The following is a 25,501-nucleotide window of genomic DNA, read 5'->3' on the forward strand; positions in this document are numbered from 1 at the left end:
ATTGCTTTCAATCCGAAGAAATAAAAGCAATTTCGAATAACTCAACACCTGTGAGTGCCCACACAGATTTGCTTGTCATATTGTTAAAGAGCGTTGCTAGTATGAAAAACGAATTTTTCAGCTAGCAGTCTAAGACGCTAGGTCGTTGACTTAAGGAGGCGTATTCTACACTCTCCAGTCTCGGCGTCAAGTGCTTATTTTAAGAAGTTTTTCAAGTGTTGATTTCTTAATCACTGATGTGAAAGTCAATCAAAACCGAAGCCCTTAAAGCGCTTGTCACCTGAAATTAAAATCCGAAGAGATTATTCTCTCTAACACCGCTGCAAGTCCCGTACTCTCTACTCTTTCAACTAGGTAGCAAGCCTGCTTTGCCGTGTCAGTGGTTGCGCATTATAGGGAAATTTGAGCTAAGCACAAGCGCTTTTTAGCGATAAATAGCATTTATTTTCACTTTCTTTATTAAGCACAGTATTCCCACTCATTACCCACAAACTTACCCACAAAAAGAACCTTTATCGCTGTTATTTAAATCAACCATTTAAAAACTAGCTTAAATGATGCTGTGCTTAAACACTTAAATAAAGACTTCGGTAATAGTCATCACTTTCAAATAGCGCTTTATGCGTACCCGAGGCTCTGATTTCCCCACTTTCTAAAATATGCACTTTATCCATCATCGGCATAGCCGTTAATCTGTGACTTATCATTAGCAAGGTTTTGTCTTTGGCAAAGTGAAATAATAAGCGTAAAACATCACGCTCTGTTATTTTATCAAGTCCTTCTGTCGGTTCATCGAGTAATAGCAATGGCGCATCTCTTAATAATGTCCTTGCGACACCTATCCGCCTTTGCTCTCCTCCTGAGAGTTGCCTTCCGCCTTCACCAATCCATTGCTCTAACGGATTACATTTCGGCTCAATGGGTTCGAGTAACACTCCAAGTCCAACTTGCTGTAGCACATTAATGAATTTCTCATCAATCTCAGCATTATTTTGATGAGGTACACATGAGCTCGGTTCATTTAAAGCAAGAATAAGATTATCCCTAAGCGTGCCACTGAATAAATAAACCCGTTGACTCATAACCGTCATGCTTTGTCTTAACTCGGCCTCACTCAATTCATCAATATTTCGACTTTCAAGCCTAATACTCCCCTGATCAGCAAGCCAGTCTCTGGTAACAAGGGATAATATACTCGATTTTCCACAACCTGTTTTTCCCAGTAACGCTACCTTCTCTCCTTTCCCAATCGAAAGATTAACGCCAGATAACACAGATTGCTTACCGTCATAACTAAAGTGAAGGTTATTGATTGCTAATGCCGCCTCCACAACATTGTTTTCTCTTACTCTATCTTTTCCAACATTCGTTATCGTACTTTCTATGCTGTTACTTACAGTGCTATAAAGAGTACTATCAATAGTGCTGTGACTATCCTCATGACGAGGAAACGAGATACTGGGTGTTTGTTCCGTTAACTCACTGACTCTCGTTGCCGATGTAATGCATGCCGATAGATGCTGAAAAGCCCCAGCGATCGGCATTAACATTTCAATGGTTGCCATCGTCATAAACACTATCAGAGCAAGCATGGGACCCGGTGGATTAGCACTTCCGACACCCGATGCGGCTAGATACATCAACACGACTAGCGTCGCGCCATGAAATACAATCAATAATGTTTGGCTTAATCCAGTAATATTCGCCATGGCTTTTTGATTGCTATACAGCTTCACAGCAATACGGGCTAGCTCCTCCCGATATCGATGCTGAGCACCGAATAAGGTCAATTCAGCCTGACCTTGAATATAATCTAATAAAATAATGCGATATTGACGCTTAGTCTCTACTAACAACCGCCCAGGTTTTTGTCCCAATCGATAGAAAAGTGCAGGCATGATCACCAAGACTAAAAGTAATAATCCGGATAACACCATTGCCAAATGCACATCAAAGAAAGAAACAAAGAAATAGAGGCCCAATAGCGCACATAAAGCAGCAAAAATGGGAGTGATTAAACGTAAATAAAGATGATCTAAGGTATCAATATCTGACACTAGCCGATTAAGGAGATCCCCTCGCCTTATTCCTTGTAAATCTTGAGCGCTCAAAGGTAATAACTTGCTCCATACCCAACACCTTAATTGCGTTAATAATTGAAACGTGGCTTGATGCGTTGCTAGCCGCTCACCATAACGACTTGCAGTTCGAGCAATAGAAAAGAAGCGTACACCAGCAGCAGGGGTGAAAAAGTTAAAGGCTTGAGATGTCACCAAGGTTAACCCTGCAACTGCAGCAGCGGATAAAAACCATCCCGATAAAGACAATAAGCCAATGCCTGCAAGCAAGGTCGTTACGCTAAGCAGTATGCCCACTGATAACATGAACCACTGCTTTTTAAACATTTTCAAATAAGGAATGAGCGCCTTCATACTTTCCCCTCCTGCTCAGAAGATAGTGTAAAGGGCTGCATCACTTCATTCAACATGTCACTAAAAAGGCCTTCTTTAGCGGCTATCACATCAAACAGGCCTTGTTGAACCAGCTTGCCTTTGTCTAATACCAGAATTTGATCTTTATGTTGAAGTTGATCTAAGCGATGAGTGATCATAATACTGGTTTTATCTTGCATCGCCGCCGATAAACTCAGCAACACGGCTTGCTCACTCTGACTGTCTAAGCTGGCTGTGGGCTCATCCAATAAATACAAATGAGCCTGCTGTGCTAATGCGCGTGCTAAAGCAATACGTTGAGCTTGACCAACAGAAACACCTGATGATTGCTCCCCAATGGGATGATCTATCCCTAGCGCTAATTGTTCGACAAAGTCCATCACCTTAGCTTGCGTTAATAAACGCACAATGGCTTCATCTGTTAAGTTGGGGTTCGCCATCGCCACATTATCACGGACTGTGCCGTGAAATAATTGGGGATCTTGCCCTAACCAAGTGAGCTGCTTTCGCCAATGCGCTACATCCATCTCAGATAACAACACATCATTAATCCAAATTTCCCCTGTATAAGGAAGGAAACCCAATAATGCATTTAACAAAGTGGTTTTTCCCGCGCCACTGGGCCCAACGATAGCCATATGCTCTCCAGCGTTTAACTCAAAACTAAGCGGACCGAGTAATTGATGCCCCTCAAAACTGGTGACAACTAAATTTTTTATTTTAACACCTACAGGCCCACTCACCTTTTCACAGCCGCTATTGACTAAAGCAGGAGCAATATCCGCTTCAGGCAGACTCTTTATGGATTGACTTTCTACTTCAAATGACAACAACTCTTGCAGTGCTTCTGCCGCACCTATCGCTTGCGCTTTCGCATGGTAGTGAGTGCCTAGATCTCTTAATGGCTGAAAAAATTCAGGCGCTAAGATAAGCACAAAAAAACCGGTAAAAAGTGTCACGGGAGTACCGTAACTGCCAAAATCAAGATGACCTAAATAACTGAAACCAAAATAGACTGCCAATACTGCTATTGATACCGCAGCAAAAAATTCTAACACTGCCGAACTTAAAAATGCCATTTTAAGTACCGACATGGTCCGCTCTCTAAATTCGTTCGATGCCTTCTCTATTGCTTTTTCTTCAGCGGCTCCACGATAAAATAATTTAATCGTACTGAGTCCTTTTAGCCTATCCATAAAATGGCCACTTAATCGCGATAAGGCTGTAAAGTTTTTTCGATTGGCATCTGCAGCCCCCATACCGACTAAAATCATAAACATGGGGATTAAAGGGGCCGTTAACGCCAACATCAATCCTGCCGCCCAATTGATAGGAAAAACAATCACCAAAATAATAAGGGGGATAAAACCAGCTAACATCATTTGCGGCAAATACTTTGCATAAAAGTCATGCAAATCTTCCACTTGTTCTAATACGATACTCGCCCAGCTTCCAGCTGGTTTCCCTTTAATAAACGCAGGGCCAAGTTCTCCTAATTTAGTCAGCACCGCTTCCCTTATCTGCTCCCTAAGCCGCTGACCTGCCATAAAGCTGATACGTTCTCGGCCGTAAGCCAACAATGCTCTAAACATAATAATACCGATAAGAGCAATGAACTCCGCCGTAAAGGCCGACCTAGGTAAATGAAGAATAATGAGACCATGTAGGCTTGTCGCTAACAACCACGCCTGCACGACCAATGCTCCCCCAGTTAACATTCCCAGCAGAACACTTAACGATAAATAGTGACCACAAGCCTTTTTATGTGATTTTAACCACAGGAGTAATGACTTCTCTTGGGATTTATCCATGATGCTCCAAACTAAAGGATTAAATAGCTAAGGGCTAATACCCAAACCAGTTTTATACAAGGTTAGTATCCCAAGCATCAATATTAGAAGATACTCAGTTATAAAAAAATGCTACTCGGTGCACAGAACAGCAAGTCAAAAATGAATATTTCGATAATAATATGAAGGTTTACTTTCAAAAATGATTCAATGCATTAACAATACCTTAATGGTTAACAAAGATGACACTGCCCCTCACACCATCAACCTTTATCAAATAACGATAGATTAAGGAGCAAAGGTTCACCCAACCATGACGCATAGTCGGTATGATCTTTTAAATCATGGCCAGTATCGGCATGAATTAAAATAGACAGTCCCTGCCTATTTTCATCCAACCATGGGATCACATGTTCATATTGATCTTGAGCAAAAGCGAGCTGACAACTCCAACAAGGATGAGGCCCGACCAACTTTTGATGCACACGTCCAAGCTTGAGTTCAAATGACCTAGCGGCTTGCTGGCAAAGTTTCGTTGCCCATTCCAGTGATGCTTCATCAAAATAAACATGGGCATGATAAAACTCATGAATATTGTCAGGCAAAGTGGCATTTTTATTCTCTATATTTTTGCTCTTTAACATTAGATTATCCTTACTGCTACTTATGCAATCTGTTTTCGATAGAATATCTTGTCCACATCTTTTTTAGGATAATCTCGAAAGCGCCCCACTTCAACAAACCCTAAACGTTCATAAAAACGAGGTGCTTGGAAAGTATAGGTATCAAGAAATAGGTTTTTTAAACCTCTCAATCTAGCTTCTGCTTCAATCCTATTAATGAGTTGTTTACCTAACCCCTCTCCACGAATAAACTCGGCTAACCACAAATAATTCACATGTAATGATTCCAGCAAGATTAGCGCGGTTAACCCACCGACAATTTTATTGTCTTCATCGCGGATAAAACACGCAATACTTTGCTCGCTTAAATCGGAAAAGTAAGCGCAGTTAAATTCACTTAATCCCGCATAAATCGATTCAATCTCTTCCTTTAAAGGCTTAAGAGTCACTTTTATATCCATTACTGCTTCCTTGATCTGCCCTGCTTGCTTCACATTGGGTATAATAGCCATCATGAAAACACTTCTCGTTATAGGCTATGTTTGGCCCGAACCCAATTCCAGTGCTGCCGGCTCTCGTATGTTGCAGCTTCTCAACACATTTTTGCAGCAAGGATACCAGATAACCTACGCAAGCCCTGCCCAAACTAGCGAGCATGCCATCGTTTTATCTGAGTTAAATATTCGCGCCGTCAATATTGAAATTAATGATCCCCGCTTTGATGAATTTATCATTGAATTACAACCTAACATTGTGCTTTTTGATCGCTTCATGATGGAAGAGCAATTTGCGTGGCGCGTTGAAAAACACTGCCCGAGAGCCTTAAAAATACTCGACACAGAAGATTTACACTGCTTACGTTTTGCTCGGCAAAAAATGGCTAAGGCTAATCCAAAAATGGTGATTAAAGATGTCGATAATAATCATTTATATAACGATCAAGCTAAACGAGAAATCGCGGCTATTTTGCGCTGTGACTTAAGCATCATGATCAGCGAATATGAAATGACACTGCTAAAAGAGCGTTTCAAGGTAGATGAATCACTGTTAATTTATATTCCTTTTATGCTCACACCATTAAATAACGTCCATTTCAACACATTTGATCAAAGAGCGCACTTTGTCTCTATTGGCAACTTTCGTCACGAGCCCAATTGGGATGCCGTCTTATGCTTGAAACAACACATATGGCCACTCATCCGTAAACAGCTACCTCAAGCCCAGCTGCACATCTATGGCGCTTACCCTCCCAAGAAAGCCACTCAATTACATAATGAAAAACAAGGGTTTTTAGTCAAAGGCTGGGTCGATGATGCTAAAGCCATGCTATCCAATGCCAGAGTATTACTATCACCCCTCAGATTTGGAGCGGGCCTAAAAGGTAAATTTATTGATGCCGCAGAGTGCGGGTTACCCTGCGTGACCACCTCAATTGGAAGCGAAGGGCTATTTACAGATGACAATACTGTAGACGAAAATGCCCGCCTTTCTTCAAATACCACAACGCTACTGAGCACTGATAACTTTGACACTTTTGCTCAGCACGCCATTGAGCTCTACAGCAATAATGCACTTTGGCTCAATTTACAAAAAAATTGTCCTGAATGGCTCAAGCAACGTTTTGATGAGTCAAAATATCAAACCTTACTCATGCAGCGCATTAATGACATCAACCAAGCACTGTCTAAACATCGACAAGATAACTTTTTAGGGTCGATGTTACTTCATCACAGCATGAAGAGTACGCAATATATGTCGCAATGGATTGAAGCAAAAAACAAACTCGTAGAGTAGTTCATCTACCACCGTAGGGTCTTTATCTCTTTAAACACAAAAAAGCCATTCGAGAGAATGGCTTTTTAATAAAAGAAACTATTCAGTAACTGATTACTGTACGCGGATCACTTGACCGCCTAATCCTTTAAATTTATCTTCAATGTGTTCATAGCCTCTATCAAGATGATAAATACGATCCACTGTAGTCTTGCCATCAGCCACAAGGCCTGCAATCACTAAACTCGCAGAAGCACGCAGATCCGTTGCCATCACTTGCGCACCATTCAGTTTTTCAATGCCTTGGATAACGCAAGTATGACCTTCAAGCTCCATATGAGCTCCCATGCGTATAAGCTCAGGCACATGCATAAAACGATTTTCAAAAATCGTTTCTATAATCGTTGCCGTCCCTTCAGCAAGGACATTTAATACACAAAACTGTGCTTGCATATCGGTGGGAAAGCCCGGATAAGGCACCGTTTTAATATTCACGGCTTTTGGCCGCTTGCCTTGCATATCCAGCTCAATCCAATCTTTCCCTGTGGTAATTTTCGCGCCAGTATCTTCCAGTTTGGCGAGCACAGCCTCTAGTGTGGAAGGATCCGCATCTAAACAACGAATACGTCCGCGAGTAACAGCGGCTGCCACTAAAAAGCTCCCTGTTTCAATACGATCGGGCATCACTCGATATTCACAACCTTGAAGAGACTCCACCCCCTCAATACGAATGCTATCCGTTCCCGCACCTTTTATTTTAGCGCCCATTGCTATCAAGCAATTAGCCAAATCAATAATCTCAGGCTCTCGAGCAGCATTCTCTATAACCGTCACGCCATCAGCCAAAGCAGCAGCCATAAGTAAGTTTTCAGTCGCACCGACACTCACCATATCCATAAAGATATGTGCGCCTTTCAAGCGACCATCAACGCGAGCCTTGATATAACCTTCTTTCACTTCAATGTGAGCGCCCATTTGCTCTAAACCCTGTAAATGTAAATTTACAGGCCTCGCACCAATCGCACACCCACCAGGAAGTGACACATCGGCTTTGCCATATCGAGCCAATAACGGGCCTAAAATCAGAATGGAAGCACGCATGGTTTTAACTAAATCATAAGGTGCACAAAACTCATTCAGGCTATCAGTTGAAATACACACTCGCCCAGATGTCGACTGCGTCACCTTAGCTCCAAGACAACGTAATAGTTCACAACTGGTATTCACATCGCGTAAATTGGGGACATTAGAAACGATAAAATCCGTTTCAGCTAACACACCTGCCATTAATATTGGCAAAGCCGCATTTTTTGCCCCAGAGATCACAACGCTACCCGCCAGCGCAGAGCTGGCGGTTATTTCTAATTTATCCACAATGATTCTCTAACTTGGCATATTAAATACTTTTTCACGCTTCCATTGCGTAACAGTAAAAGCATTTATGGTAATAGCGTGTAATTCACCACTGGTAATATGCGCCATCAATGGCCCATAGATCATTTGTTGCTGTTTAACACGATTCATCCCATCAAAACAGTCACCCACGGCAATAATTTTGTAATGAGTCCCCTCTTGGCTAACATGCACTTCCTCTAAAGATAAAGCCTCAAGTAGTGTACTTTCAATCTCTTTACATTCCATGGATCATTTCACCTTAGATTACTTCTTTAACAAAGAAATCTTTTAAATCATATAGTTGTATTAATTTTCTAAGTTGATTTGCTGGGGCCTTTAAGACTAATTTTTGGCCCTTATTTGCCACTAAGCTGGCTAATTCAAATAAGAATGCCACTCCAGCACTATCACTAAACTCTAGTAGACTTAGCTCTAACACTTGGGTGTCAGGCGCTAATAAACTCTCTTTTTTAGGCCATAAGTCTATCACATCACTTTGGCCTAATTGACCACTTATGTGGCAAACTTTATCTTTTTGGGTAAACGTCGCCACTATTTTCCCTTCTCACTAGCCTGACTACTGATCGATCCTTGCGCTTTCTCATTCAACGTATCAGTGACTTTATCAATACCTTGTTGGCGAATTAAATTACCAATTTCTGATTGTTTAGTCGATAAAAGACTGACACCTTCTGCAACTAAATCAAAGGCTTTCCAAGTACCATCTTTCAAGCGTCTTACTTTAAAAATGAGTTTAATGGGAGGACGACCTTTCTCAATCACCTGAACATCCACATTAACCATTCTCTCATTCGAAAAGTCTTTAGCTGGTGAAAACTGAATTTTTTGATCCGTATACTCAGTAAATGCTTGCGCATAGGTCGTGATCAGGTAGCTCGTAAACGCTTTGACAAAATTGTTTCTTTGCTCTTTGGTACTATCACGTAAATACTGACCCATCACCTTATATGAAGCATACTTCGAATCAATATAAGGCATAAGGTCATCCTGAATGATGACTTTTAAATAATTTGGATCCGCTTTAATTTTTGCTTGCTCTTTATGAAAACTGGCAAAAGTTTTGTTCGCCGCGCCTTCAATCATGCTATAAGGGTTTTTGGTATTAATCGCAATACTACTTGAATCAACGTTTTTCTGAGTTGTTGGAGTTTGCTTATCCACTGAGGCTGCATTGGTATCTTGCGCATACACTGTCACGCTTGAACCCAATAAAATAACAGTGACAGCACTGCTTAATAATTTTTTCAACATAGTTTCAACTCCGTTTATTTGCTTTTGGAAGACATGCTATATAACAGCTGACCAATCAAATCTTCGAGGATCAATGCTGATTGGGTATCATCGATACTGTCACCATTTTTCAACATCGACACGCCATCATCAACAAATCCAGGTTTCAGCCCAAGAAACTGCTCCCCCAATAGTCCCGATGTTAAAATAGCTAAACTACTGGTATCAGGAAAAGACGAATATTGTTTATCCATCAATAAGGTGACCACGGGCTCTAACTTCACAGGATCAAGCTTAATTGCCTTCACTCGCCCTACAACAACCCCACCCACTTTGACCGGCGAGCGTACTTTCAATCCACCGACGTTACCAAACTTGGCATACAAGGTATAGGTACTATCACCTCTGCTCACTTGCACATTAGCCACATTAAAGACTAACACTAGAAACGCCGCCAACCCTGCCAACAAAAACAGTCCAACGAGTATTTCAATTTTCCGTGTCAACATACCTTTATTACCACTCTCACTGTCGATACCCAATGTATCTAAATTTATCAATTAACGACAACCCATTACTTGTTGCCATCGACTTATGATATGCCTACCTAACTTATCATCTCATCACGCTCACGGACTAAAATTAAATAAACACAATTAACCTTATTCATCTTATGTTCAGCCAAGTTTCACTATTACTGACCAAACATCATTGTGGTCATTAAAAAGTCTAATGCTAATATTGCTAGACTGGACTGAACCACAGTTTGAGTTGTCGCTTTACTGATCCCTTCTGGATTTGGAATAACATGATAACCACGATATAAGGCTATCCAAGTGACTACTACAGCAAACACCACACTTTTAATTAAACAATTAACAATGTCACTTCGCCATTCAACCGACGCTTGTAAAATTGACCAAAAGCTACCAGAATCAATACCTTTCCAATCGACCCCGACTATATGGGCACCATATATACCAATAGTACTAAACATTAATGCTAACAAGGGTAAACTGATGACCCCAGCCCAAAAGCGGGGGGCAATAATCTGCCTTAATGGATCAATGGCCATCATTTCTAAGCTCGATAATTGTTCCGTACTTTTCATCAGTCCAATTTCAGCGGTTAACGCAGAACCCGCTCTGCCAGCAAATAATAATGCCGTTACCACCGGTCCAAGTTCACGTAATAGGCTCAATGCCACCATCGGGCCTAAACTTTGCTCTGCGCCATACCCCACTAGAATAGTATAGCCTTGAAGCGCTAACACCATACCGATGAATAAGCCTGAGACTAAAATGATCACCATCGACTGAACACCGACCACATACAGCTGTTTTACCAACAATGCAGTGCCTTTTTTAAATCGAGGTAACCTCACAATCGCACTGTATAACATGATCCCGGCGCGGCCCATACCCATCACATTATCAATCGCCCAACGCCCAACATTCGCGATTTTATCAATCACAATCACACTCATCCACACCCATCCTTAATTAACTTTCTATCTAATTATGTAGAAAAAGCCTATTCCTTCCTCAATCCTTACAAAGACCAAACATCAGCCTTTAACAGTCGTTCTTTGTCGTAGTCTTTATTTCAAACCATGCAACAACTCTTCCTGGTAATCTGCAGCCGGATAATGAAAGGGTACCGGTCCATCGGGAGCACCTTCAATAAATTGTTTTAATTGTGCAATATCAGCATGTCGCAATGCTTCTGGCGTACCATGAGCAATAATGGTTTTATCCGCCATCACATACACATAATCGGCAATACTCAACACTTCTTGTACATCATGAGAGACCACCACAGACGTCAAATTTAATGCATCTGATAGTTCTCTAATAAGCTTAACTAATACCCCCATCGAAATAGGATCTTGTCCCGCAAAAGGTTCATCATACATGACCATTTCGGGCTCTAAAGCAATGGCTCTGGCTAAAGCGGCACGACGCTGCATTCCTCCAGATAATTCTGTAGGCATCTGCTTAGCAACACCACGAAGACCTACCGCCTCCAATTTCATTAATACAATGCGTTCAATGATGGACTCAGATAATCCAGAATGTTCCCGTAATGCAAAAGCGACATTATCAAAGACATTCATATCCGTAAAAAGTGCCCCACTTTGAAATAACATGCTCATACGTTTACGTATCGAAAATAATTCTGAACGGCTACATCGATGAATATCAAGCCCATCAAACAACACTTGTCCTGAATCAGGGGTTAACTGACCCCCCATCAGTTTCAATAAGGTCGTTTTTCCGATCCCGCTGGGTCCCATGATAGCCGTCACTTTACCTTTAGGTATTGATAAACTGACATCATTATAGATAACACGTTGGCCACGACTAAAGCCCAAATTTCGAATCTCAATGAGCGGTTTCTGCGTTTGAGTCATACTTAAATCCGGAATTTATAAGATAAAATATCAGGTCACCCTGACAATAATAGAGTGATAAATTGTACAAAATTGATAAAATAGAAACAACATAATCTAGACTATCTCGCCTCAATACTTTCAATTTACTTCAAATCCAGCGAAAATGCGCGTCAATACTTCTAAAAATTATAATCAAATGCTATTTAATATCTTCATACTACTTGCAGGCTTGGTTACTCTAGTTTGGAGTGCAGACAGATTTGTCTATGGTGCTGCAGCCTTTGCTCGAAATTTTGGTTTACCGCCGATGCTCATAGGATTAACCATTGTAGCCATGGGTAGCTCGGCGCCAGAGATGTTCGTCGCTGCAACCGCATCAATCAATGGCCAGACAGATATGGCCATCGGTAATGCATTAGGATCGAATATTGCCAATGTTACCCTCATATTAGGCCTCACCGTTCTATTAGGCGCAATTGCAGTTCAATCACAAACTCTGAAACGTGAAATTCCAATGATGTTGGGCGCAACGGCGATTGCGGGTTACTTTCTCCATGATGGGCATCTCAATCGAATGGAAGGCATGATGTTAGTGGCCGTCTTTTTCATTCTCATCGGCTACCTTATTTGGCACGCGCTTCGAAATAAATCAGACGATCCTCTCGAAAATCAACTGAACGATGAGATACCTACTGACGTACCCACCCCTAAAGCGGTATTATGGCTTGTTGTTGGCTTAGTATTGTTACCTTTATCTGCCGACTGGATGGTACAAGGCGCTGTCGGTATTGCTAAAGCTTATCATTTATCCGATTTAGTGATAGGACTCACCATTATCGCAGTCGGAACCAGTTTACCTGAGCTTGCCGCAAGTATCGCAGGGATACTGAAAAAAGAAGATGATTTAGCGATTGGTAATATTGTGGGTTCAAACCTGTTTAATATTTTGGCAGTATTAGCACTACCCGCACTCATTGCTCCCGGCGCAGTCGATATTTCTGCCACAAGCCGTGATTATTACATGGTGTTGGGAACAAGTAGCGCACTAGGCGTATTGATTTTATTAAGCGGGCGCGCAAGACAGCTAAAGCCTTGGCATGGCGTTGTGCTCCTTATTACCTTTGTTTTATACCAAACGGCCCTCTTTCTGTCTTAATTGATAAACGAAGGTCTAATAAGATTCTATAGAGAGATCAAAATGGTAGATGAAAATGAATTACGCCAATGGGGCAGAAATGTTATTAAGATTGAACAACAGGCCCTAGAAAATCTTTATCAATATGTAGACTCCATTGAATTTGCTCAAGCCTGTCAGCTCATGTTTGATTGTAAAGGCAAAGTCATTGTCATGGGTATGGGAAAATCGGGTCACATTGGTAATAAAATATCTGCCACTCTCGCCAGCACAGGAACACCCGCCTTCTTTGTTCATCCAGGAGAGGCTAGTCACGGTGATTTAGGCGTATTAAGTAAAGCTGATGTCATTTTGGCCATTTCCAATTCTGGCGAATCTGCCGAGATACTGACATTACTTCCGGTTATCAAACGCTTAGGATTACCCTTGATTGCCGTAACCGGTAACCCTAGCTCGAATATGGCCAAGCTGTCACAGCTACATTTATGTATTCAAGTACCTGAAGAAGCCTGCCCATTAGGATTAGCCCCGACTTCCAGTACCACCGCAACATTAGTAATGGGTGATGCTTTAGCGGTTGCCTTATTGCAAGCAAGAGGCTTTACTCAAGATGATTTTGCATTATCTCATCCAGGTGGTAGCTTAGGGCGAAAACTGTTATTAAAAGTAAAAGATGTCATGCATCAAGGTGAACACTTACCGTGCGTAAGCCACCATATTTGTATCTCCGAAGCCTTATACGAAATATCAAAAAAAGGCCTAGGCATGACAGCGATTGTCGATGACAATCAGATGTTAGTAGGGATTTTTACTGATGGAGATTTACGCCGCGTCATTGATGCCGAAATCAACTTACGAAAAACCCCTATTAGAGATGTAATGACTAAAGGTTGTGTGACTGTCGATGACAATATACTCGCAGCGCAAGCATTAAAAGTCATGGATGAAGAAAACATCAACGGTTTAATTGTTATCAATGAAAAACAGCAAGTGATCGGTGCACTCAATATGCTTGATATGGTCAAGGCGGGAGTTATTTAATATGTCACATTCAGGATTTTATGGCCCCATTGAAGATGTTCTTTGGAAAAAAGCGCAAAAAATCAAACTGCTAATTTGCGATGTAGACGGTGTTTTTTCTGATGGTCTAGTCTATATGAGTAACAGTGGTGAGGAATTAAAAACCTTTCACACACGTGATGGTTATGGCGTTCGCTCATTACTCTCAGCCAATATTGGGGTCGCGGTTATTACTGGGCGACAATCCCATATTGTCGAGAACAGAATGACTGCACTCGGCGTCACTCATATTTATCAAGGCATCGATGATAAACAGGTACCTTATCATGAATTACTTGAACTTTACGCTGTGCGTCCAGAAGAAGTGGCTTATATTGGGGATGATATGGTTGATCTGCCTGTCATGAACGTCGTTGGATTATCCATTTGCGTTGCTGATGGACATCCCTATGTCAAACAAAATGCAGATATGATCACCACGATTAAAGGCGGACATGGCGCATTACGTGAACTCACCGATTTACTGTTACTAAGCCAAGGTAAATTTGAAACCGCGCATGGAATGAGCATATGAGTCGTGTTAGCATCGCCATTGTTCTTTTATTTGGTACTGCGATCATTTTATATTGGCAAGTGCAATCGAAGAAAGATAATCAGGCACTCAACGTCGATGCCAGCCAACGCCCTAATTATATTGTTGAGGATCTTTCAGGGGTGGAATATAACAAACTCGGCTTGATTAATAGCCGAGTATCTGCCAAAAATATGGAGCATTTTGATGCCACTAATATGACCTATTTTACTCAGCCAGTTTATTGGATTTATCCTGATAACAGGCAAGGAAAATGGCGTCTACGTGCGGATAGAGGCACTTTAAATAAAGTCACCGGAATAGTCACTTTAGAAGATAATGTTATTATCGACTCATTGAGCCCAGAACAACCCTTGAGGACAGTCAAAACTGACTTCTTAGAGCTCAATCTCAACACCAAGATTATGACTTCAAATAAACGTATTTATATCACTGGTGTCGATTTTACCATCGAAGGAAAAGGTCTTTATGCCGACCTCAATGCCCAAACAGTAAAGCTGACTAGTCAGGTAGAAGGAACATATGAAACCAAATAAATCCATCATTGCCACATTACTCTGCTTGATTTGTTTTAATGGCATAGCTAAAGAAGGAGATTTAGATCAAGAAGTGAAAATCTCAGCTTCCAGCCAAGAAGCCGATATCAAAAACAACCAATTAATCTTTAATGGACCTGTTATCGTCACCCAAGGTACCATTAAAATTAATGCCGAAGAGTTACAAGCATTTTCTAAAAATGATGATACCGCTAGAACACTAGTCGCAACCGGAAATCCAGCCACTTATACCCAAATTATGGATGATGGCCGCCCTGCTCAAGCGAGTGCTCGCGAAATTCATTATGAACTGTCCACTCGCACACTGACTTTAATTGGTGAAGCCACACTAGCACAAGGCGGAAGCCGTGTCACAGGCAGTCGTATACGTTATAATATCGAGCAACAAAAGTTATTGGCAGAAAGTACTGGGAAAGGACAAGATCGCGTTATTACCATTATTCAACCTGAAACCTATAAAAAAAGCACGAGTAATCCCCCCCCCTTTATCACCGAAAAAACGCCAACGGACTCGACAAGTAAATCCCAAATAACCCCGGCCTCTCAATCGACAGAAAAACAGCAGAATTCACCTCAAAAAAAGAAAAAGGAAGTCATAAAAGAAGTCATTGAACCCACTCAAAAAGAGCAAAAAAACATCACTCAAGCCGCAGAGAAAATCAGTGATCAAACACATATTGATGTGAAAGATGAATCTGCACTGAAAGCAAAATTGTCACAACTTGCCAATCAACGCAAACAATTAACAGCACAATTGACGCAACTAATGGCGGATGAAGCACCAATAGATATCACGCCATCACAGCTCAGCCTAAAAAAAGCCAATCTGCAAACCCAGATTGATAATTTAAAGCCCCAACAAAACCAGTTAGAAGCTCAGCTATCTCAATTAATACCGTCAGCCACACAATTGAAAGCCATCTCAGTCCAGCTCGCAGATGAAAAAACCAGCTTACAATCGTTAACGTCAACATTGACAACATCGGCTCAAGCAGTATCCGCATCCAACGTATTTCAAGGCGTAAAAGCAGACTCAACCCAAGAGCAGCAGGAATAATAATGACGTTGATTACACTAGAAGCTCGAAATCTAGCGAAAAGCTATAAAAATCGCGCCGTCGTTCAAAATGTGAGCCTAAAAGTCAACACCGGACAAATAGTCGGTTTGCTCGGTCCTAATGGAGCAGGTAAAACCACCACTTTTTATATGGTCGTTGGCTTAGTACAAAGTGATAAAGGCCAGATATTTCTTAATAATGAAGATCTCACCTCAAATCCAATGCACCTTCGTGCCCGTAAAGGCATTGGATATCTACCACAAGAAGCGAGTATTTTCCGGAAATTATCCGTACGCGATAATATTATGGCGGTGCTTCAAACCCGATCTTCTTTAAGCCAAGAAAACCGTGATGAACAACTTGAACACCTACTCGAAGAGTTCCACATCACTCATATTCGTGACAGTCAAGGTATGGCACTCTCCGGTGGAGAACGTCGACGCGTTGAGATTGCTCGTGCCCTCGCCGCTAATCCTAAGTTTATTTTACTCGATGAACCTTTTGCGGGTGTCGATCCTATCTCTGTGATTGATATTAAAAAAATCATTGTGCAGCTTAAAGATAGAGGATTAGGCGTATTAATCACCGATCATAATGTGCGTGAAACGCTGGATGTGTGTGAACATGCTTATATCGTAAGTCGGGGAAATTTAATCGCAGAAGGTACACCGGCTGAAGTTTTAGACAATAAGCAAGTCAGAGAAGTGTACTTAGGTGAGCAATTCAAGCTATAGTGGGCAATCAATGAATAAGTCTTTAAAAGAAAACGCATTAAAACACGGTAGGAATTAAATTGGGGTAAAATAATCCCACTTAATTTAATCATGCGTATATCGTACTATTCTATGTTTGAAGCTTGATAATGAAAATAAACTAGCCGTCTTATTATGAGCGAACATCTCGATTTCTTTGGTTCCATGCATCCTAGGTAGTCTCGTTTCATCAATCAATCTCAATCATTAGGATAATGACAAGTAGGGAATAGCGGTAACATGAAAGCATCACTTCAGCTTCGAATGGGTCAACACCTGACAATGACCCCTCAATTACAACAGGCTATTCGCCTGCTACAATTGTCCTCATTGGAATTACAACAAGAAATTCAACAGGCATTGGACAATAATCCCTTATTAGAGCTTGATGAAGAGCAAAGTGATAATGCCTCTAACGATGATGACGAAAAATCAATATTACTCGACGATTCTTTTAATAACGACTCTGACGCGGCACTTCCTCAAGATAATTCATCAATAGAAACCCCTGAAGCCCTCACTAAAGACTCAATGCCTGATGAACTCCCCATGGATACCTCATGGGATGAGGTTTACAGCACATCTTCTGGTAGCAGTCATTCAATACGTGACGATATGCCTTTTCAAGGAGAAACCAGTGAAGGCCTGTATGAACACTTAGAATGGCAAAAGAATCTCACTCCGTTTTCTGATAATGACTTAGCCATTGCCACTGCCATTATCGACGCCATTGATGAACGCGGTTATCTCACCCAGAGCGCTGAAGAAATCCTTGAAGCCATGGGCAATGATGAAATTGAGCTTGATGAAGTGATTGCCGTTTTAAAACGCATACAACACTTCGATCCCATTGGGGTTGCGGCCAGAGATTTAGGGGAGTGCTTATTATTACAGCTCACCCATTTTTCACCCGACACGCCCCATATTGATAACGCTAAGCTACTCATTAAAGACTATTTAAATCTCATTGCTGGAAGAGATTTCCGCTTATTAATGCGTAAAACAAAGCTCAAAGAAGACGAATTAAAACAGGCCATTAATCTAATACAAACTCTCAATCCACGACCCGGTTTATCCATTTCGCCCAGCAAGGATGAATACGTGGTTCCTGACGTGTCTGTCACCAAAGTGAAGGGACGTTGGCATGTCGAGCTCAACCCAGATAACATGCCAAAAATCAATGTTAATCAGCACTATGCATCCATGGCTCGCAGTACTAAAAGTCCGGCTGATGGTCAATTTATTCGCGGTCATTTACAAGAAGCTAAATGGTTCATCAAAAGCTTAGAAAGCCGCAATGAAACCTTACTCAAAGTCACCAATTGTATTGTTAAATTCCAGCAAGGTTTCTTCGAATATGGTGATGAAGCGATGAAACCTATGGTACTTAACGATATCGCCGAAGCGGTAGAGATGCATGAATCTACGATTTCTCGAGTGACCACACAAAAATACATGCATACTCCGAGAGGTATTTTTGAACTTAAATACTTTTTCTCAAGCCACGTCAGCACCGATGACGGAGGTGAGTGCTCATCAACTGCCATCCGCGCCTTCATCAAAAAACTCGTCGCGAACGAAAATCAACAAAAACCCTTAAGCGACAGTAAAATGGCCCTATTACTCGCCGATCAAGGTATTAACGTTGCTCGCCGCACAATAGCTAAATATCGAGAAGCTATGTTAATCCCACCGTCAAATCAGCGTAAAAGTTTATAAGCTTCTAAGCTCAAAGCACTGACAGAGGCAAGATATAGAGTATATGTTGACATTAACAATAATTTGTATTCAATTTAGTAAATGGATTAACTCATTATCATGTACACTATGATTAAAAGTTATTCAAAAGCGGTTATTTTACAAACTAGATCGTGAGGCTAGCATTCAATAAATGAATTATAATAAGAAACACAGACAAAGCTTGAACAGTATTTAGATCAGATCCATAATGTCCGCCTTAGTTTTCACGCGCATCTTTATCTACGATAATGAAGCCTATGAATTAACACATATCATTCTTTTACATGTGAAAAATACTGAATAAGCTAAGGTAAAACATTCGTCCTCTGAGGCCAAAACGCTTCAGGTTAAACAATAAACAATATGAAATTAAATAGTTAATGATGGAATTAAGCAGCATACTTAAGCCGGAATGCACCACTTGTGCAACGCCTGGCAGCAAGAAAAAAGTACTCGAGCTCATTAGCGATATCGCTGCTGCTCAGTATCCTGAACTCTCTGGCCAAGACATTTTTGAAAGTCTTTTGGCGCGTGAGAAAATGGGGAGTACCGGTATAGGTAATGGCATTGCAATCCCTCATGGTCGGTTAAAGAGTATCACTCAACCCATCGCTGTGTTAATTAAGTGTGAGGTCCCCATTGCCTTTGATGCGATCGACAAGCAACCCGTTGATATATTATTTGCGTTATTAGTGCCTGCCGAACAATGCGAACACCATCTCCCCACTTTATCGCTAATGGCCGAAAAGCTTAACGATAAAGCGATATTAAAACAGCTGAGAAAAACCCAAGATGATACAGAGCTGTATAAGGTGATCACGCAATGAAACTCGTCATGGTCTCAGGGCGTTCAGGATCGGGTAAATCCGTTGTCTTAAGAGTGCTTGAAGATCTTGGCTATTATTGTGTCGATAACCTCCCTCTTCCGATGGTGACCCCCTTACTAGATCAACTTGCAGGCAGTACGGAGCGCGTCGCGATTAGCGTCGATATTCGTAACATGCCTGAGGACGAGGAAGAAATAAACAAGCATTTAGGTAACTTACCTAGCGACATAGAACTCTGTAGCTTCTTCATTAATTCTAATGACCAAGTCTTATTAAAACGCTACAGTGAAACCCGTCGATTACATCCCCTTTCACGCAGTAAAGTCTCTTTATTAGAAGCCATTCAACTCGAACAAAAACTCCTCGAACCGCTTTCAAAACGATTCGATTATTATATTGATACTTCGACACTCAATATCTACGCATTAAGCGATAAAATTCGAGAAATTTTACTGGGCAGTACCAATAAAGAACTTGTCATCAACTTCGAATCTTTTGGCTTTAAACACGGAATGCCCAAAGAGGCCGACTTCTTATTTGACGTCCGTTTTTTACCTAACCCACATTGGAAGCCTGAACTCAGGCCCATGACAGGATTAGATGAACCCGTGCAAATTTTTCTTAATCAAGAAGCCTTGGTCAATAAGTTAATTTGGCAAATCGAAAACTTATTACAAACATGGTTACCTCACTTAGAACGAAATAATCGCAGTTATCTCACTATTGCTATTGGCTGTACTGGGGGACAACACCGCTCAGTGTATGTAGCAGAACAATTAGCGAGACGCTTTATGGGCGGGAAGCATAAAGTGCAAGCCAGACATAGGGAGCTAGACTAAATCATGCTGAAATTAACCAGAGAGATCACTATCTGTAATAAGCTTGGATTACATGCCAGAGCCGCAACTAAACTGGCCATTTTAGCGTCTGAATTTGATGCCAGCATCACGCTTATCCAAGATGATAAACAAGCATCTGCCTCCAGTGTTTTAGGCTTACTCATGCTAGAAAGTGGTATGGGGAAAACAGTCAATTTAGTTGCCGAAGGCAAAGATGCTAAAGAAGCCCTCGATGCAGTCAGTGAACTCATCAACGCAAAATTTGATGAAGAATGCTAACACCAAACAGATGCTTTAGCCATTACCTAACGATGATGTTTAATGAGTGTTTCGGTTTAACCGTAGAGACCAGTACAGTAATCATAGCCATCCTTGGCCAGTCGCTATCTCATCCAGAATCTCTTTTCTAAGACAATATCGACATTCAAAACCTTTATAATGGACTCATCACAATTTCGACACGTCTATTTTGCGAACGTCCAACCTTCGTACTGTTACTCGCGATAGGGTCAAGCTCCCCCATCCCTTGTGAACTTAACCGACTGGATTTTATTTGTCGTGACATTAAATAAGTCGACACTTCACTGGCTCTCACCTGAGATAATCTTAAATTATAAGAAGCCGCACCTGAGCTATCGGTATAGCCCAACACATTTAAGCGAGTGTTATCATATTTCTGAGCGACAACCGCGACACTATTAAGCACATTTTTTGCACCTTGGCTTAAGTTAGTTTGATCCACCCCAAATGTCACTGCATTAGGCATATTCAAAATAATGTTCTCACCGTTTCGTGTCACACTGACACCGGTTGATTTCAACTGTTGTCTTAACTCAGCTTCTTGTACATCCATGTAATAACCCACACCGCCACCTAAAGCGGCACCCGACGCGGCACCAATTAAGGCGCCTTTTCCGCGATCACTTCTACTTGACGAAGCAACACCTATCACCGTCCCTGCAATCGCACCAATAACAGCGCCTGTCGTTGCATTCGCGGTCTCAGACTCATTAGTATAAGGGTTTACCGTTTGGCAACCAGCAACCGCTACGGCAACACTGCCCACTAACATAGGTAAAAAAATTCGCTTCATTACTTTTATCACGTTTCTTCCTCATTACGACAAAAAAAATTAAGAAAAACCACTCAAAGTGTGATCAATTCTTAATCATCTTGATGATTTTCGCACTAGTATAACCTTAAGTTATTTAAGAATGCGAATACATGAAAGTCTTAAAATCCGCACTATTAAGGTGCATTTGCACAATTTTAATACTTAAATAATGAAGCTAAAAAAGTAAAACTTAGTAAGTCACTGTAAATCAATATGAAATAAACGAGTCTTTATTGGCACGAATTATTCATATTAATTAATGTTAGACATGAAGTAGATCAAAGAGGAAATAGTGATGAATCACCTAAGAAATATGATTAAACGCTGTTACGAAGATTGGTTTCTATTACATCACATAGGGGTGAGTCAATGGGATGTCGAAAAATAAATAAGCGATGCCAACATTATATGACAAAGCTCAAGCAACATAATAAATAAAAATAATAATTCATAGCAAAGCTGATCCTCTGTATCGCCCCAAACGACTGGAGTTTCTGCTTTGCGCCTTACTATTTTGTAACGTTTAACTCTTTATTCTTAATATGCCGATAAGTCACCCAAGTTGATCCGCACCAATTGACGATTAACCCCGCTAAAACGCCTACGGCTAACGAAAAGGTGGCAAACACAAGACTCGTCGACAAAAACAAGCCTAACACATAAAACGCCCCCAAATTAACCCCAGCAGCCGAGCAAGATACGAGCAATGATAAGGTAAATTGTGGGCCTTTATTCAATTGATGACGATGTCGAAACGTAAATCGCCGATTACCCAACCAAGTCAACATCGTCGCCACCAAAAAAGCCATCACTCGCGCCTTAAAAGCAGGTATGTTCCCCCATTGATATAGCACAATAAAAAGCAACATATCAATGATGAAAACACTTCCCCCCACCAGCAAAAACCGAACGCCTTCATGATTAAGGCTCATTATTCTATCGGTTAATTTCCACATAATAATAACACTTCTTCATTGGTGTTCGCTTGCCGCTGACATTGATCAAACATGGCTTTATTGTCTAATACGCTATTTTTAACGACAATATAGTAAGGCGTCGTAGGCAATAGCGATAATGCCCGTTTTGGCTTTACCACCTGTACCTGACCTTGACTATAATACTCTGCCGAAAAAGGTGCTTTCTGCCAATAATAAGTGGGAATGTCGTGTGTTCGCTGAGATAAAATCCATTTCTCACTTTTTTCTTTTGTTGGGCCACTCTTTAAGCCTATCAAGGTTAAAATGAGAAGCAATGCCATTAATCCTGCGACGGTTTTCATTCTGGGCACACCAACATCAGACCATGCCCTTGCAATTAATAACGCTAAAGCTGGTATGCCCGGCAGTACATAAGCCGCTAGAATATTGCCAGAAAAGGTAAATAACAACATGGGGGACAATAACCAGCAAAGTAAAAAACACGTCAATGGATCAAACCCTGTTTTTCCTTCTTTGTATAATTTATAAAGCGCTCTAGGTAAATAAAAGCTCCAAGGTAAAGCTGCTACGGCAAAGTACAACCAAATAGTGCCACGTATTCGGTCATGCGCACTACCGTACAAATCGCCTTTCCAACCACTATCGACAAAACGATCCCAATGCTCCCCAACAATAAAATATTGTAGAAAACCCGGTGTAGCATGTTCAGCAGCAATATACCAAGGTAAACAGATGGCTAACATTAATAACGTACCAGAAATTAACGGCGTTCGCTGCCACAACAACTTCCAAGGCTTAATAAAACCGTATTGCCAAAATAACCAAATCCCGACTCCTATGGCAAAAATAACCAAAGAGACAGGACCCTTAGCCAGCATACCAATAGCCAAACCAACAAACCCGAGATAGCCCCAGCACGTTTTACCTTGCCAAGATAAATAAAAACCTATCATGGCTAGCGTGATCCCTATGGTTAACCCCATATCGGTCATCACAGCGCCTGCGCTAATATAAAATACCACTGTCGAGGTGAGTATAATGACACTGCTCATGGCAGGGATCTGATAAAACTTAGCAAACCGATAAATCAAGTACAACACCACAACGCCGCCAAGAAAGTGCGGCAACCTTAAAAAGAATTCGTTATTTTCAAAAAGAAAAATAGAAGCGGCGCTCATCCAAGTCTGTAATGGCGGTTTGCCCCAAAAAGGCACCCCATAACTGAATTGTGGCGTTAGCCAATTGCCTGTTTCCACCATTAATCTGGCCATCTCACCATAGCGAGATTCAGTTGTATCCATTAGAGGATATAAACCTAATGTCACTAACCGCACCAATAATAACCCAACTAATACAAAGGCTGATGAAACCGATATCCATGCTCTATTCATTTCAGTTGCTCCGAAGATTGATCATCAGATGGGAAAGGATCTTGGTTTTTTTGCACTTGATGAGACACTTCTTCGATGAGATATAAAGGTCGTTGCTTCACTTCAACAAACACTCGGCCTAAGTACTCACCGATTAACCCTAAAGCCAATAATTGAATACCCGCAAGCCCTAACTGAACCACCATAATCGACGGGTAACCGGCAACGGTTTCGCCAAAAAATAACGTCTTACTGATCACCCATCCCCCATAAGCGAACGAACTCAGTGCCGTTATCACGCCACACCACGTTGCCAGTCTTAATGGCTTAAAACTAAAAGACGTAATGCCATCCATCGCCAAGCCAAACAACTTGGCATAGTTCCATTTGGTTTTACCAACAAAACGAGGATCGCGATCAAATAGTAAGGTTTTTTGTTTAAAGCCTGGCCAACAAAATAACCCCTTCATAAATCGATTGCGTTCTGGCATCGCATTAATACTATCGACCACTTGACGACTCATTAATCTAAAATCACCGACATTATCAGGCACTGAAGAATCAGAAACCCAGTTCATTAATCGATAAAAACACTTTGCTGAAAAACGCTTAAACCAAGTTTCGCCTAGTCTTTGACGACGCTTCATATTGACCATATCATAACCTTCTCGCCATACCGATAACATCTGAGGGATTAACTCAGGCGGATCTTGTAAATCCGCATCCAACATGATGACTGCCAAGCCTCTGGCTTGCTCAAGACCTGCTGACATCGCCGCTTCTTTACCAAAATTACGACTCAGTTTAATGCATTGGCATTCACCGTGAGTTAAAGAGATACCACAGACTTTGTCCCATGTCGTATCTGTGCTACCGTCATCAACAAAGACGATTTCAGCCGTATCAGCTAGGCTACATAATATCGTCTCTAATCTAGCGACGAGTGATTCAATCATTTCTGCTTCGTTAAACATGGGAATGATGATCGACAAGCAAATTTCATTTGTTTGTAACGATCTATGTGGCGAAAGATAAGGCATATTCATGTCCTAGCGCATCAATTATGCCATCACTATGCTACAACTCAGGTGAATGAAATGTCATTGACATTTCTTCGACAAAATTGGGTGATAATTAGCCAAAGACGAGCTTACACAATGACTGAAAGCAACACACTTAAGCTATTAATAATAGAAGATAACAAGGATGTTTCTGGTATTTTATGTGATTTTTTCGAAGCACAGGATACTGAATTGGATTTTGCCGATAATGGAGAATTAGGTCTATCACTAGCCCTGCGTTATGATTTTGATGCCATTATTCTTGATGTTATGCTACCAAAGTTGGATGGGTTTAGCCTATGTAAACAATTGCGTGCATCAGGTTGCTCCACCCCAGTACTCATGTTAACGGCTCTCGATAATAAAACCGACCAACTGCAAGGGTTTGACTGTGGCGTGGATGATTACTTAGGTAAACCCTTCGATTTAGATGTCATCAATGCCCGTATTAGAGCCCTGATTAAAAGACATAGAGGCTTCGTTGCACAAGAAAACCTAACTTTTGGCGACATCGATATTGATATCGCCAAACACCAAGTACGCCGAAAAGGCATGCTCATCGTCCTAACACCTACCACGTATCAAATTCTCCTCTTACTGGTCAAGCAAGCCCCAAAGATAGTGAAACGAGAACACATTATTGAAACCATTTGGGGCGTCTCTCCTCCAACGAATGATGTGCTAAGGAGCCACATGTACCAACTAAGAAATCAACTTGATAAACCCTTTGAAGAACCGATGCTAGCCACAGTTCCCAAAATAGGCTTTCGATTACAGTTAAACGAATAAATATCCTCACCCCCCTAAATTGGCTGAAGT

The 25,501-nt window shown here is 41.2% G+C and carries 26 protein-coding genes and 1 pseudogene; 12 read left to right on the forward strand and 15 right to left on the reverse strand.

Going from position 1 to position 25,501, the window contains the following annotated elements:
* Positions 1–566: 566 nt before the first annotated feature.
* From cydC to L2764_RS14335, 4 genes are all read right to left on the reverse strand, one after another.
* Positions 567–2,432: a heme ABC transporter ATP-binding protein/permease CydC gene (cydC, locus tag L2764_RS14320; protein WP_248940932.1), complete on the reverse strand. Its 1,866-nt coding sequence runs from the start codon at positions 2,430–2,432 to the stop codon at positions 567–569.
* Positions 2,429–4,264, reverse strand: coding sequence for a heme ABC transporter permease/ATP-binding protein CydD (gene cydD / locus L2764_RS14325; protein WP_248940933.1), 1,836 nt, complete (start codon positions 4,262–4,264; stop codon positions 2,429–2,431). Before cydD ends, cydC begins: the two co-directional genes overlap by 4 nt.
* Positions 4,265–4,506: 242 nt before the next feature.
* Positions 4,507–4,887 carry a DOPA 4,5-dioxygenase family protein gene (locus tag L2764_RS14330; protein ID WP_248940934.1) on the reverse strand — a complete coding sequence of 127 codons (381 nt, stop codon included), beginning with the start codon at positions 4,885–4,887 and terminating at the stop codon, positions 4,507–4,509.
* 20 nt (positions 4,888–4,907) lie between these two features.
* Complete coding sequence (locus L2764_RS14335) at positions 4,908–5,381, reverse strand: GNAT family N-acetyltransferase (protein WP_248940935.1); 474 nt, start codon at positions 5,379–5,381, stop codon at positions 4,908–4,910.
* Here L2764_RS14335 and L2764_RS14340 point away from each other — a divergent pair.
* A complete protein-coding gene (locus tag L2764_RS14340; protein WP_248940936.1) occupies positions 5,380–6,660 on the forward strand; it encodes a glycosyltransferase family 4 protein in 1,281 nt (426 codons plus the stop codon). The genes L2764_RS14335 and L2764_RS14340 overlap by 2 nt on opposite strands.
* A gap of 93 nt (positions 6,661–6,753) precedes the next feature.
* On the opposite strand, the gene murA is transcribed toward L2764_RS14340, so the two are convergent.
* The 7 genes from murA to mlaF all read right to left on the reverse strand — a co-directional run bounded on the left by murA (position 6,754) and on the right by mlaF (position 11,698).
* Positions 6,754–8,013: a UDP-N-acetylglucosamine 1-carboxyvinyltransferase gene (gene murA, locus L2764_RS14345; protein WP_248940937.1), complete on the reverse strand. Its 1,260-nt coding sequence runs from the start codon at positions 8,011–8,013 to the stop codon at positions 6,754–6,756.
* A 9-nt stretch (positions 8,014–8,022) separates the two neighbouring features.
* On the reverse strand, positions 8,023–8,280 hold the full coding sequence (locus L2764_RS14350; RefSeq protein ID WP_248940938.1) for a BolA family protein: 258 nt from the start codon (positions 8,278–8,280) through the stop codon (positions 8,023–8,025).
* A 13-nt stretch (positions 8,281–8,293) separates the two neighbouring features.
* A complete protein-coding gene (locus tag L2764_RS14355) occupies positions 8,294–8,587 on the reverse strand; it encodes an STAS domain-containing protein (protein ID WP_248940939.1) in 294 nt (97 codons plus the stop codon).
* Positions 8,587–9,303, reverse strand: a complete 717-nt coding sequence (locus L2764_RS14360; protein ID WP_376708425.1) for an MlaC/ttg2D family ABC transporter substrate-binding protein — start codon at positions 9,301–9,303, stop codon at positions 8,587–8,589. Before L2764_RS14360 ends, L2764_RS14355 begins: the two co-directional genes overlap by 1 nt.
* Before the next feature lie 17 nt (positions 9,304–9,320).
* On the reverse strand, positions 9,321–9,794 hold the full coding sequence (gene mlaD, locus L2764_RS14365; protein WP_248940964.1) for an outer membrane lipid asymmetry maintenance protein MlaD: 474 nt from the start codon (positions 9,792–9,794) through the stop codon (positions 9,321–9,323).
* A 185-nt stretch (positions 9,795–9,979) separates the two neighbouring features.
* A complete protein-coding gene (mlaE, locus tag L2764_RS14370; protein ID WP_283107020.1) occupies positions 9,980–10,771 on the reverse strand; it encodes a lipid asymmetry maintenance ABC transporter permease subunit MlaE in 792 nt (263 codons plus the stop codon).
* Positions 10,772–10,885: 114 nt separating this feature from the next.
* A complete protein-coding gene (gene mlaF / locus L2764_RS14375; RefSeq protein WP_248940941.1) occupies positions 10,886–11,698 on the reverse strand; it encodes a phospholipid ABC transporter ATP-binding protein MlaF in 813 nt (270 codons plus the stop codon).
* A 178-nt stretch (positions 11,699–11,876) separates the two neighbouring features.
* On the opposite strand from mlaF, the gene L2764_RS14380 reads away from it, so the two are divergent.
* The 10 genes and pseudogenes from L2764_RS14380 to L2764_RS14425 all read left to right on the forward strand — a co-directional run bounded on the left by L2764_RS14380 (position 11,877) and on the right by L2764_RS14425 (position 20,478).
* Complete coding sequence (locus L2764_RS14380; RefSeq protein WP_248940942.1) at positions 11,877–12,836, forward strand: calcium/sodium antiporter; 960 nt, start codon at positions 11,877–11,879, stop codon at positions 12,834–12,836.
* Positions 12,837–12,878: 42 nt separating this feature from the next.
* The gene (locus tag L2764_RS14385) at positions 12,879–13,856 is read left to right on the forward strand and encodes a KpsF/GutQ family sugar-phosphate isomerase (RefSeq protein WP_248940943.1); all 978 of its coding nucleotides are present in this window, start codon (positions 12,879–12,881) and stop codon (positions 13,854–13,856) included.
* 1 nt (position 13,857) lies between these two features.
* Complete coding sequence (gene kdsC, locus L2764_RS14390) at positions 13,858–14,409, forward strand: 3-deoxy-manno-octulosonate-8-phosphatase KdsC (RefSeq protein WP_248940944.1); 552 nt, start codon at positions 13,858–13,860, stop codon at positions 14,407–14,409.
* Positions 14,406–14,963 (forward strand): LPS export ABC transporter periplasmic protein LptC, encoded by a 558-nt coding sequence (lptC, locus tag L2764_RS14395; protein ID WP_248940945.1) that lies wholly within the window; start codon positions 14,406–14,408, stop codon positions 14,961–14,963. The genes kdsC and lptC overlap by 4 nt, the downstream gene beginning before the upstream one ends.
* Positions 14,950–15,465: pseudogene (lptA, locus tag L2764_RS14400) on the forward strand (lipopolysaccharide transport periplasmic protein LptA); the annotation flags it as partial. The gene lptC and the pseudogene lptA, both read left to right, overlap by 14 nt.
* 578 nt (positions 15,466–16,043) lie before the next feature.
* Complete coding sequence (gene lptB / locus L2764_RS14405; RefSeq protein ID WP_248940946.1) at positions 16,044–16,775, forward strand: LPS export ABC transporter ATP-binding protein; 732 nt, start codon at positions 16,044–16,046, stop codon at positions 16,773–16,775.
* A gap of 258 nt (positions 16,776–17,033) precedes the next feature.
* On the forward strand, positions 17,034–18,512 hold the full coding sequence (locus tag L2764_RS14410; RefSeq protein ID WP_248940947.1) for an RNA polymerase factor sigma-54: 1,479 nt from the start codon (positions 17,034–17,036) through the stop codon (positions 18,510–18,512).
* Positions 18,513–18,916: 404 nt separating this feature from the next.
* Complete coding sequence (gene ptsN, locus L2764_RS14415) at positions 18,917–19,360, forward strand: PTS IIA-like nitrogen regulatory protein PtsN (RefSeq protein WP_248940966.1); 444 nt, start codon at positions 18,917–18,919, stop codon at positions 19,358–19,360.
* A complete protein-coding gene (gene rapZ / locus L2764_RS14420; RefSeq protein ID WP_248940948.1) occupies positions 19,357–20,199 on the forward strand; it encodes an RNase adapter RapZ in 843 nt (280 codons plus the stop codon). The genes ptsN and rapZ overlap by 4 nt, the downstream gene beginning before the upstream one ends.
* Before the next feature lie 3 nt (positions 20,200–20,202).
* Positions 20,203–20,478 carry an HPr family phosphocarrier protein gene (locus L2764_RS14425; RefSeq protein ID WP_248940949.1) on the forward strand — a complete coding sequence of 92 codons (276 nt, stop codon included), beginning with the start codon at positions 20,203–20,205 and terminating at the stop codon, positions 20,476–20,478.
* A 154-nt stretch (positions 20,479–20,632) separates the two neighbouring features.
* Here L2764_RS14425 and L2764_RS14430 read toward each other — a convergent pair whose 3' ends face one another.
* The 4 genes from L2764_RS14430 to L2764_RS14445 form a co-directional block, all read right to left on the reverse strand.
* Positions 20,633–21,292: a YiaD family glycine zipper/OmpA-like lipoprotein gene (locus L2764_RS14430; RefSeq protein WP_248940967.1), complete on the reverse strand. Its 660-nt coding sequence runs from the start codon at positions 21,290–21,292 to the stop codon at positions 20,633–20,635.
* Between the two features lie 530 nt (positions 21,293–21,822).
* Positions 21,823–22,269 carry a GtrA family protein gene (locus L2764_RS14435; protein WP_248940950.1) on the reverse strand — a complete coding sequence of 149 codons (447 nt, stop codon included), beginning with the start codon at positions 22,267–22,269 and terminating at the stop codon, positions 21,823–21,825.
* Entirely contained in the window at positions 22,257–23,642 is a 1,386-nt protein-coding gene (locus L2764_RS14440; RefSeq protein WP_248940951.1) for an ArnT family glycosyltransferase, read from the reverse strand. The genes L2764_RS14435 and L2764_RS14440 overlap by 13 nt, the downstream gene beginning before the upstream one ends.
* Complete coding sequence (locus L2764_RS14445; protein WP_248940952.1) at positions 23,639–24,661, reverse strand: glycosyltransferase family 2 protein; 1,023 nt, start codon at positions 24,659–24,661, stop codon at positions 23,639–23,641. The genes L2764_RS14440 and L2764_RS14445 overlap by 4 nt, the downstream gene beginning before the upstream one ends.
* A gap of 117 nt (positions 24,662–24,778) precedes the next feature.
* On the opposite strand from L2764_RS14445, the gene L2764_RS14450 reads away from it, so the two are divergent.
* Positions 24,779–25,471 (forward strand): response regulator transcription factor, encoded by a 693-nt coding sequence (locus L2764_RS14450; protein ID WP_248940968.1) that lies wholly within the window; start codon positions 24,779–24,781, stop codon positions 25,469–25,471.
* Positions 25,472–25,501: the final 30 nt, after the last annotated feature.

It is taken from the genome of Shewanella surugensis, assembly GCF_023284005.1.
Taxonomy (GTDB): Bacteria; Pseudomonadota; Gammaproteobacteria; order Enterobacterales; family Shewanellaceae; genus Shewanella; species Shewanella surugensis.

What these genes read in the sequence shown, in the direction of transcription:
- kdsC (WP_248940944.1), top strand. Translation starts at nt 13,858, where the DNA reads ATGTCACATTCAGGATTTTATGGCCCCATTGAAGATGTTCTTTGGAAA.
- L2764_RS14435 (WP_248940950.1), bottom strand. Translation starts at nt 22,269, where the DNA reads ATGTGGAAATTAACCGATAGAATAATGAGCCTTAATCATGAAGGCGTT.
- mlaE (WP_283107020.1), bottom strand. Translation starts at nt 10,771, where the DNA reads ATGAGTGTGATTGTGATTGATAAAATCGCGAATGTTGGGCGTTGGGCG.
- mlaD (WP_248940964.1), bottom strand. Translation starts at nt 9,794, where the DNA reads ATGTTGACACGGAAAATTGAAATACTCGTTGGACTGTTTTTGTTGGCA.
- cydC (WP_248940932.1), bottom strand. Translation starts at nt 2,432, where the DNA reads ATGAAGGCGCTCATTCCTTATTTGAAAATGTTTAAAAAGCAGTGGTTC.
- L2764_RS14450 (WP_248940968.1), top strand. Translation starts at nt 24,779, where the DNA reads ATGACTGAAAGCAACACACTTAAGCTATTAATAATAGAAGATAACAAG.
- L2764_RS14340 (WP_248940936.1), top strand. Translation starts at nt 5,380, where the DNA reads ATGAAAACACTTCTCGTTATAGGCTATGTTTGGCCCGAACCCAATTCC.
- L2764_RS14380 (WP_248940942.1), top strand. Translation starts at nt 11,877, where the DNA reads ATGCTATTTAATATCTTCATACTACTTGCAGGCTTGGTTACTCTAGTT.
- L2764_RS14335 (WP_248940935.1), bottom strand. Translation starts at nt 5,381, where the DNA reads ATGATGGCTATTATACCCAATGTGAAGCAAGCAGGGCAGATCAAGGAA.
- L2764_RS14330 (WP_248940934.1), bottom strand. Translation starts at nt 4,887, where the DNA reads ATGTTAAAGAGCAAAAATATAGAGAATAAAAATGCCACTTTGCCTGAC.
- cydD (WP_248940933.1), bottom strand. Translation starts at nt 4,264, where the DNA reads ATGGATAAATCCCAAGAGAAGTCATTACTCCTGTGGTTAAAATCACAT.
- ptsN (WP_248940966.1), top strand. Translation starts at nt 18,917, where the DNA reads ATGGAATTAAGCAGCATACTTAAGCCGGAATGCACCACTTGTGCAACG.
- lptC (WP_248940945.1), top strand. Translation starts at nt 14,406, where the DNA reads ATGAGTCGTGTTAGCATCGCCATTGTTCTTTTATTTGGTACTGCGATC.
- L2764_RS14440 (WP_248940951.1), bottom strand. Translation starts at nt 23,642, where the DNA reads ATGAATAGAGCATGGATATCGGTTTCATCAGCCTTTGTATTAGTTGGG.
- L2764_RS14425 (WP_248940949.1), top strand. Translation starts at nt 20,203, where the DNA reads ATGCTGAAATTAACCAGAGAGATCACTATCTGTAATAAGCTTGGATTA.
- rapZ (WP_248940948.1), top strand. Translation starts at nt 19,357, where the DNA reads ATGAAACTCGTCATGGTCTCAGGGCGTTCAGGATCGGGTAAATCCGTT.
- lptB (WP_248940946.1), top strand. Translation starts at nt 16,044, where the DNA reads ATGACGTTGATTACACTAGAAGCTCGAAATCTAGCGAAAAGCTATAAA.
- L2764_RS14445 (WP_248940952.1), bottom strand. Translation starts at nt 24,661, where the DNA reads ATGCCTTATCTTTCGCCACATAGATCGTTACAAACAAATGAAATTTGC.
- L2764_RS14350 (WP_248940938.1), bottom strand. Translation starts at nt 8,280, where the DNA reads ATGGAATGTAAAGAGATTGAAAGTACACTACTTGAGGCTTTATCTTTA.
- L2764_RS14385 (WP_248940943.1), top strand. Translation starts at nt 12,879, where the DNA reads ATGGTAGATGAAAATGAATTACGCCAATGGGGCAGAAATGTTATTAAG.
- L2764_RS14410 (WP_248940947.1), top strand. Translation starts at nt 17,034, where the DNA reads ATGAAAGCATCACTTCAGCTTCGAATGGGTCAACACCTGACAATGACC.
- L2764_RS14430 (WP_248940967.1), bottom strand. Translation starts at nt 21,292, where the DNA reads ATGAAGCGAATTTTTTTACCTATGTTAGTGGGCAGTGTTGCCGTAGCG.
- mlaF (WP_248940941.1), bottom strand. Translation starts at nt 11,698, where the DNA reads ATGACTCAAACGCAGAAACCGCTCATTGAGATTCGAAATTTGGGCTTT.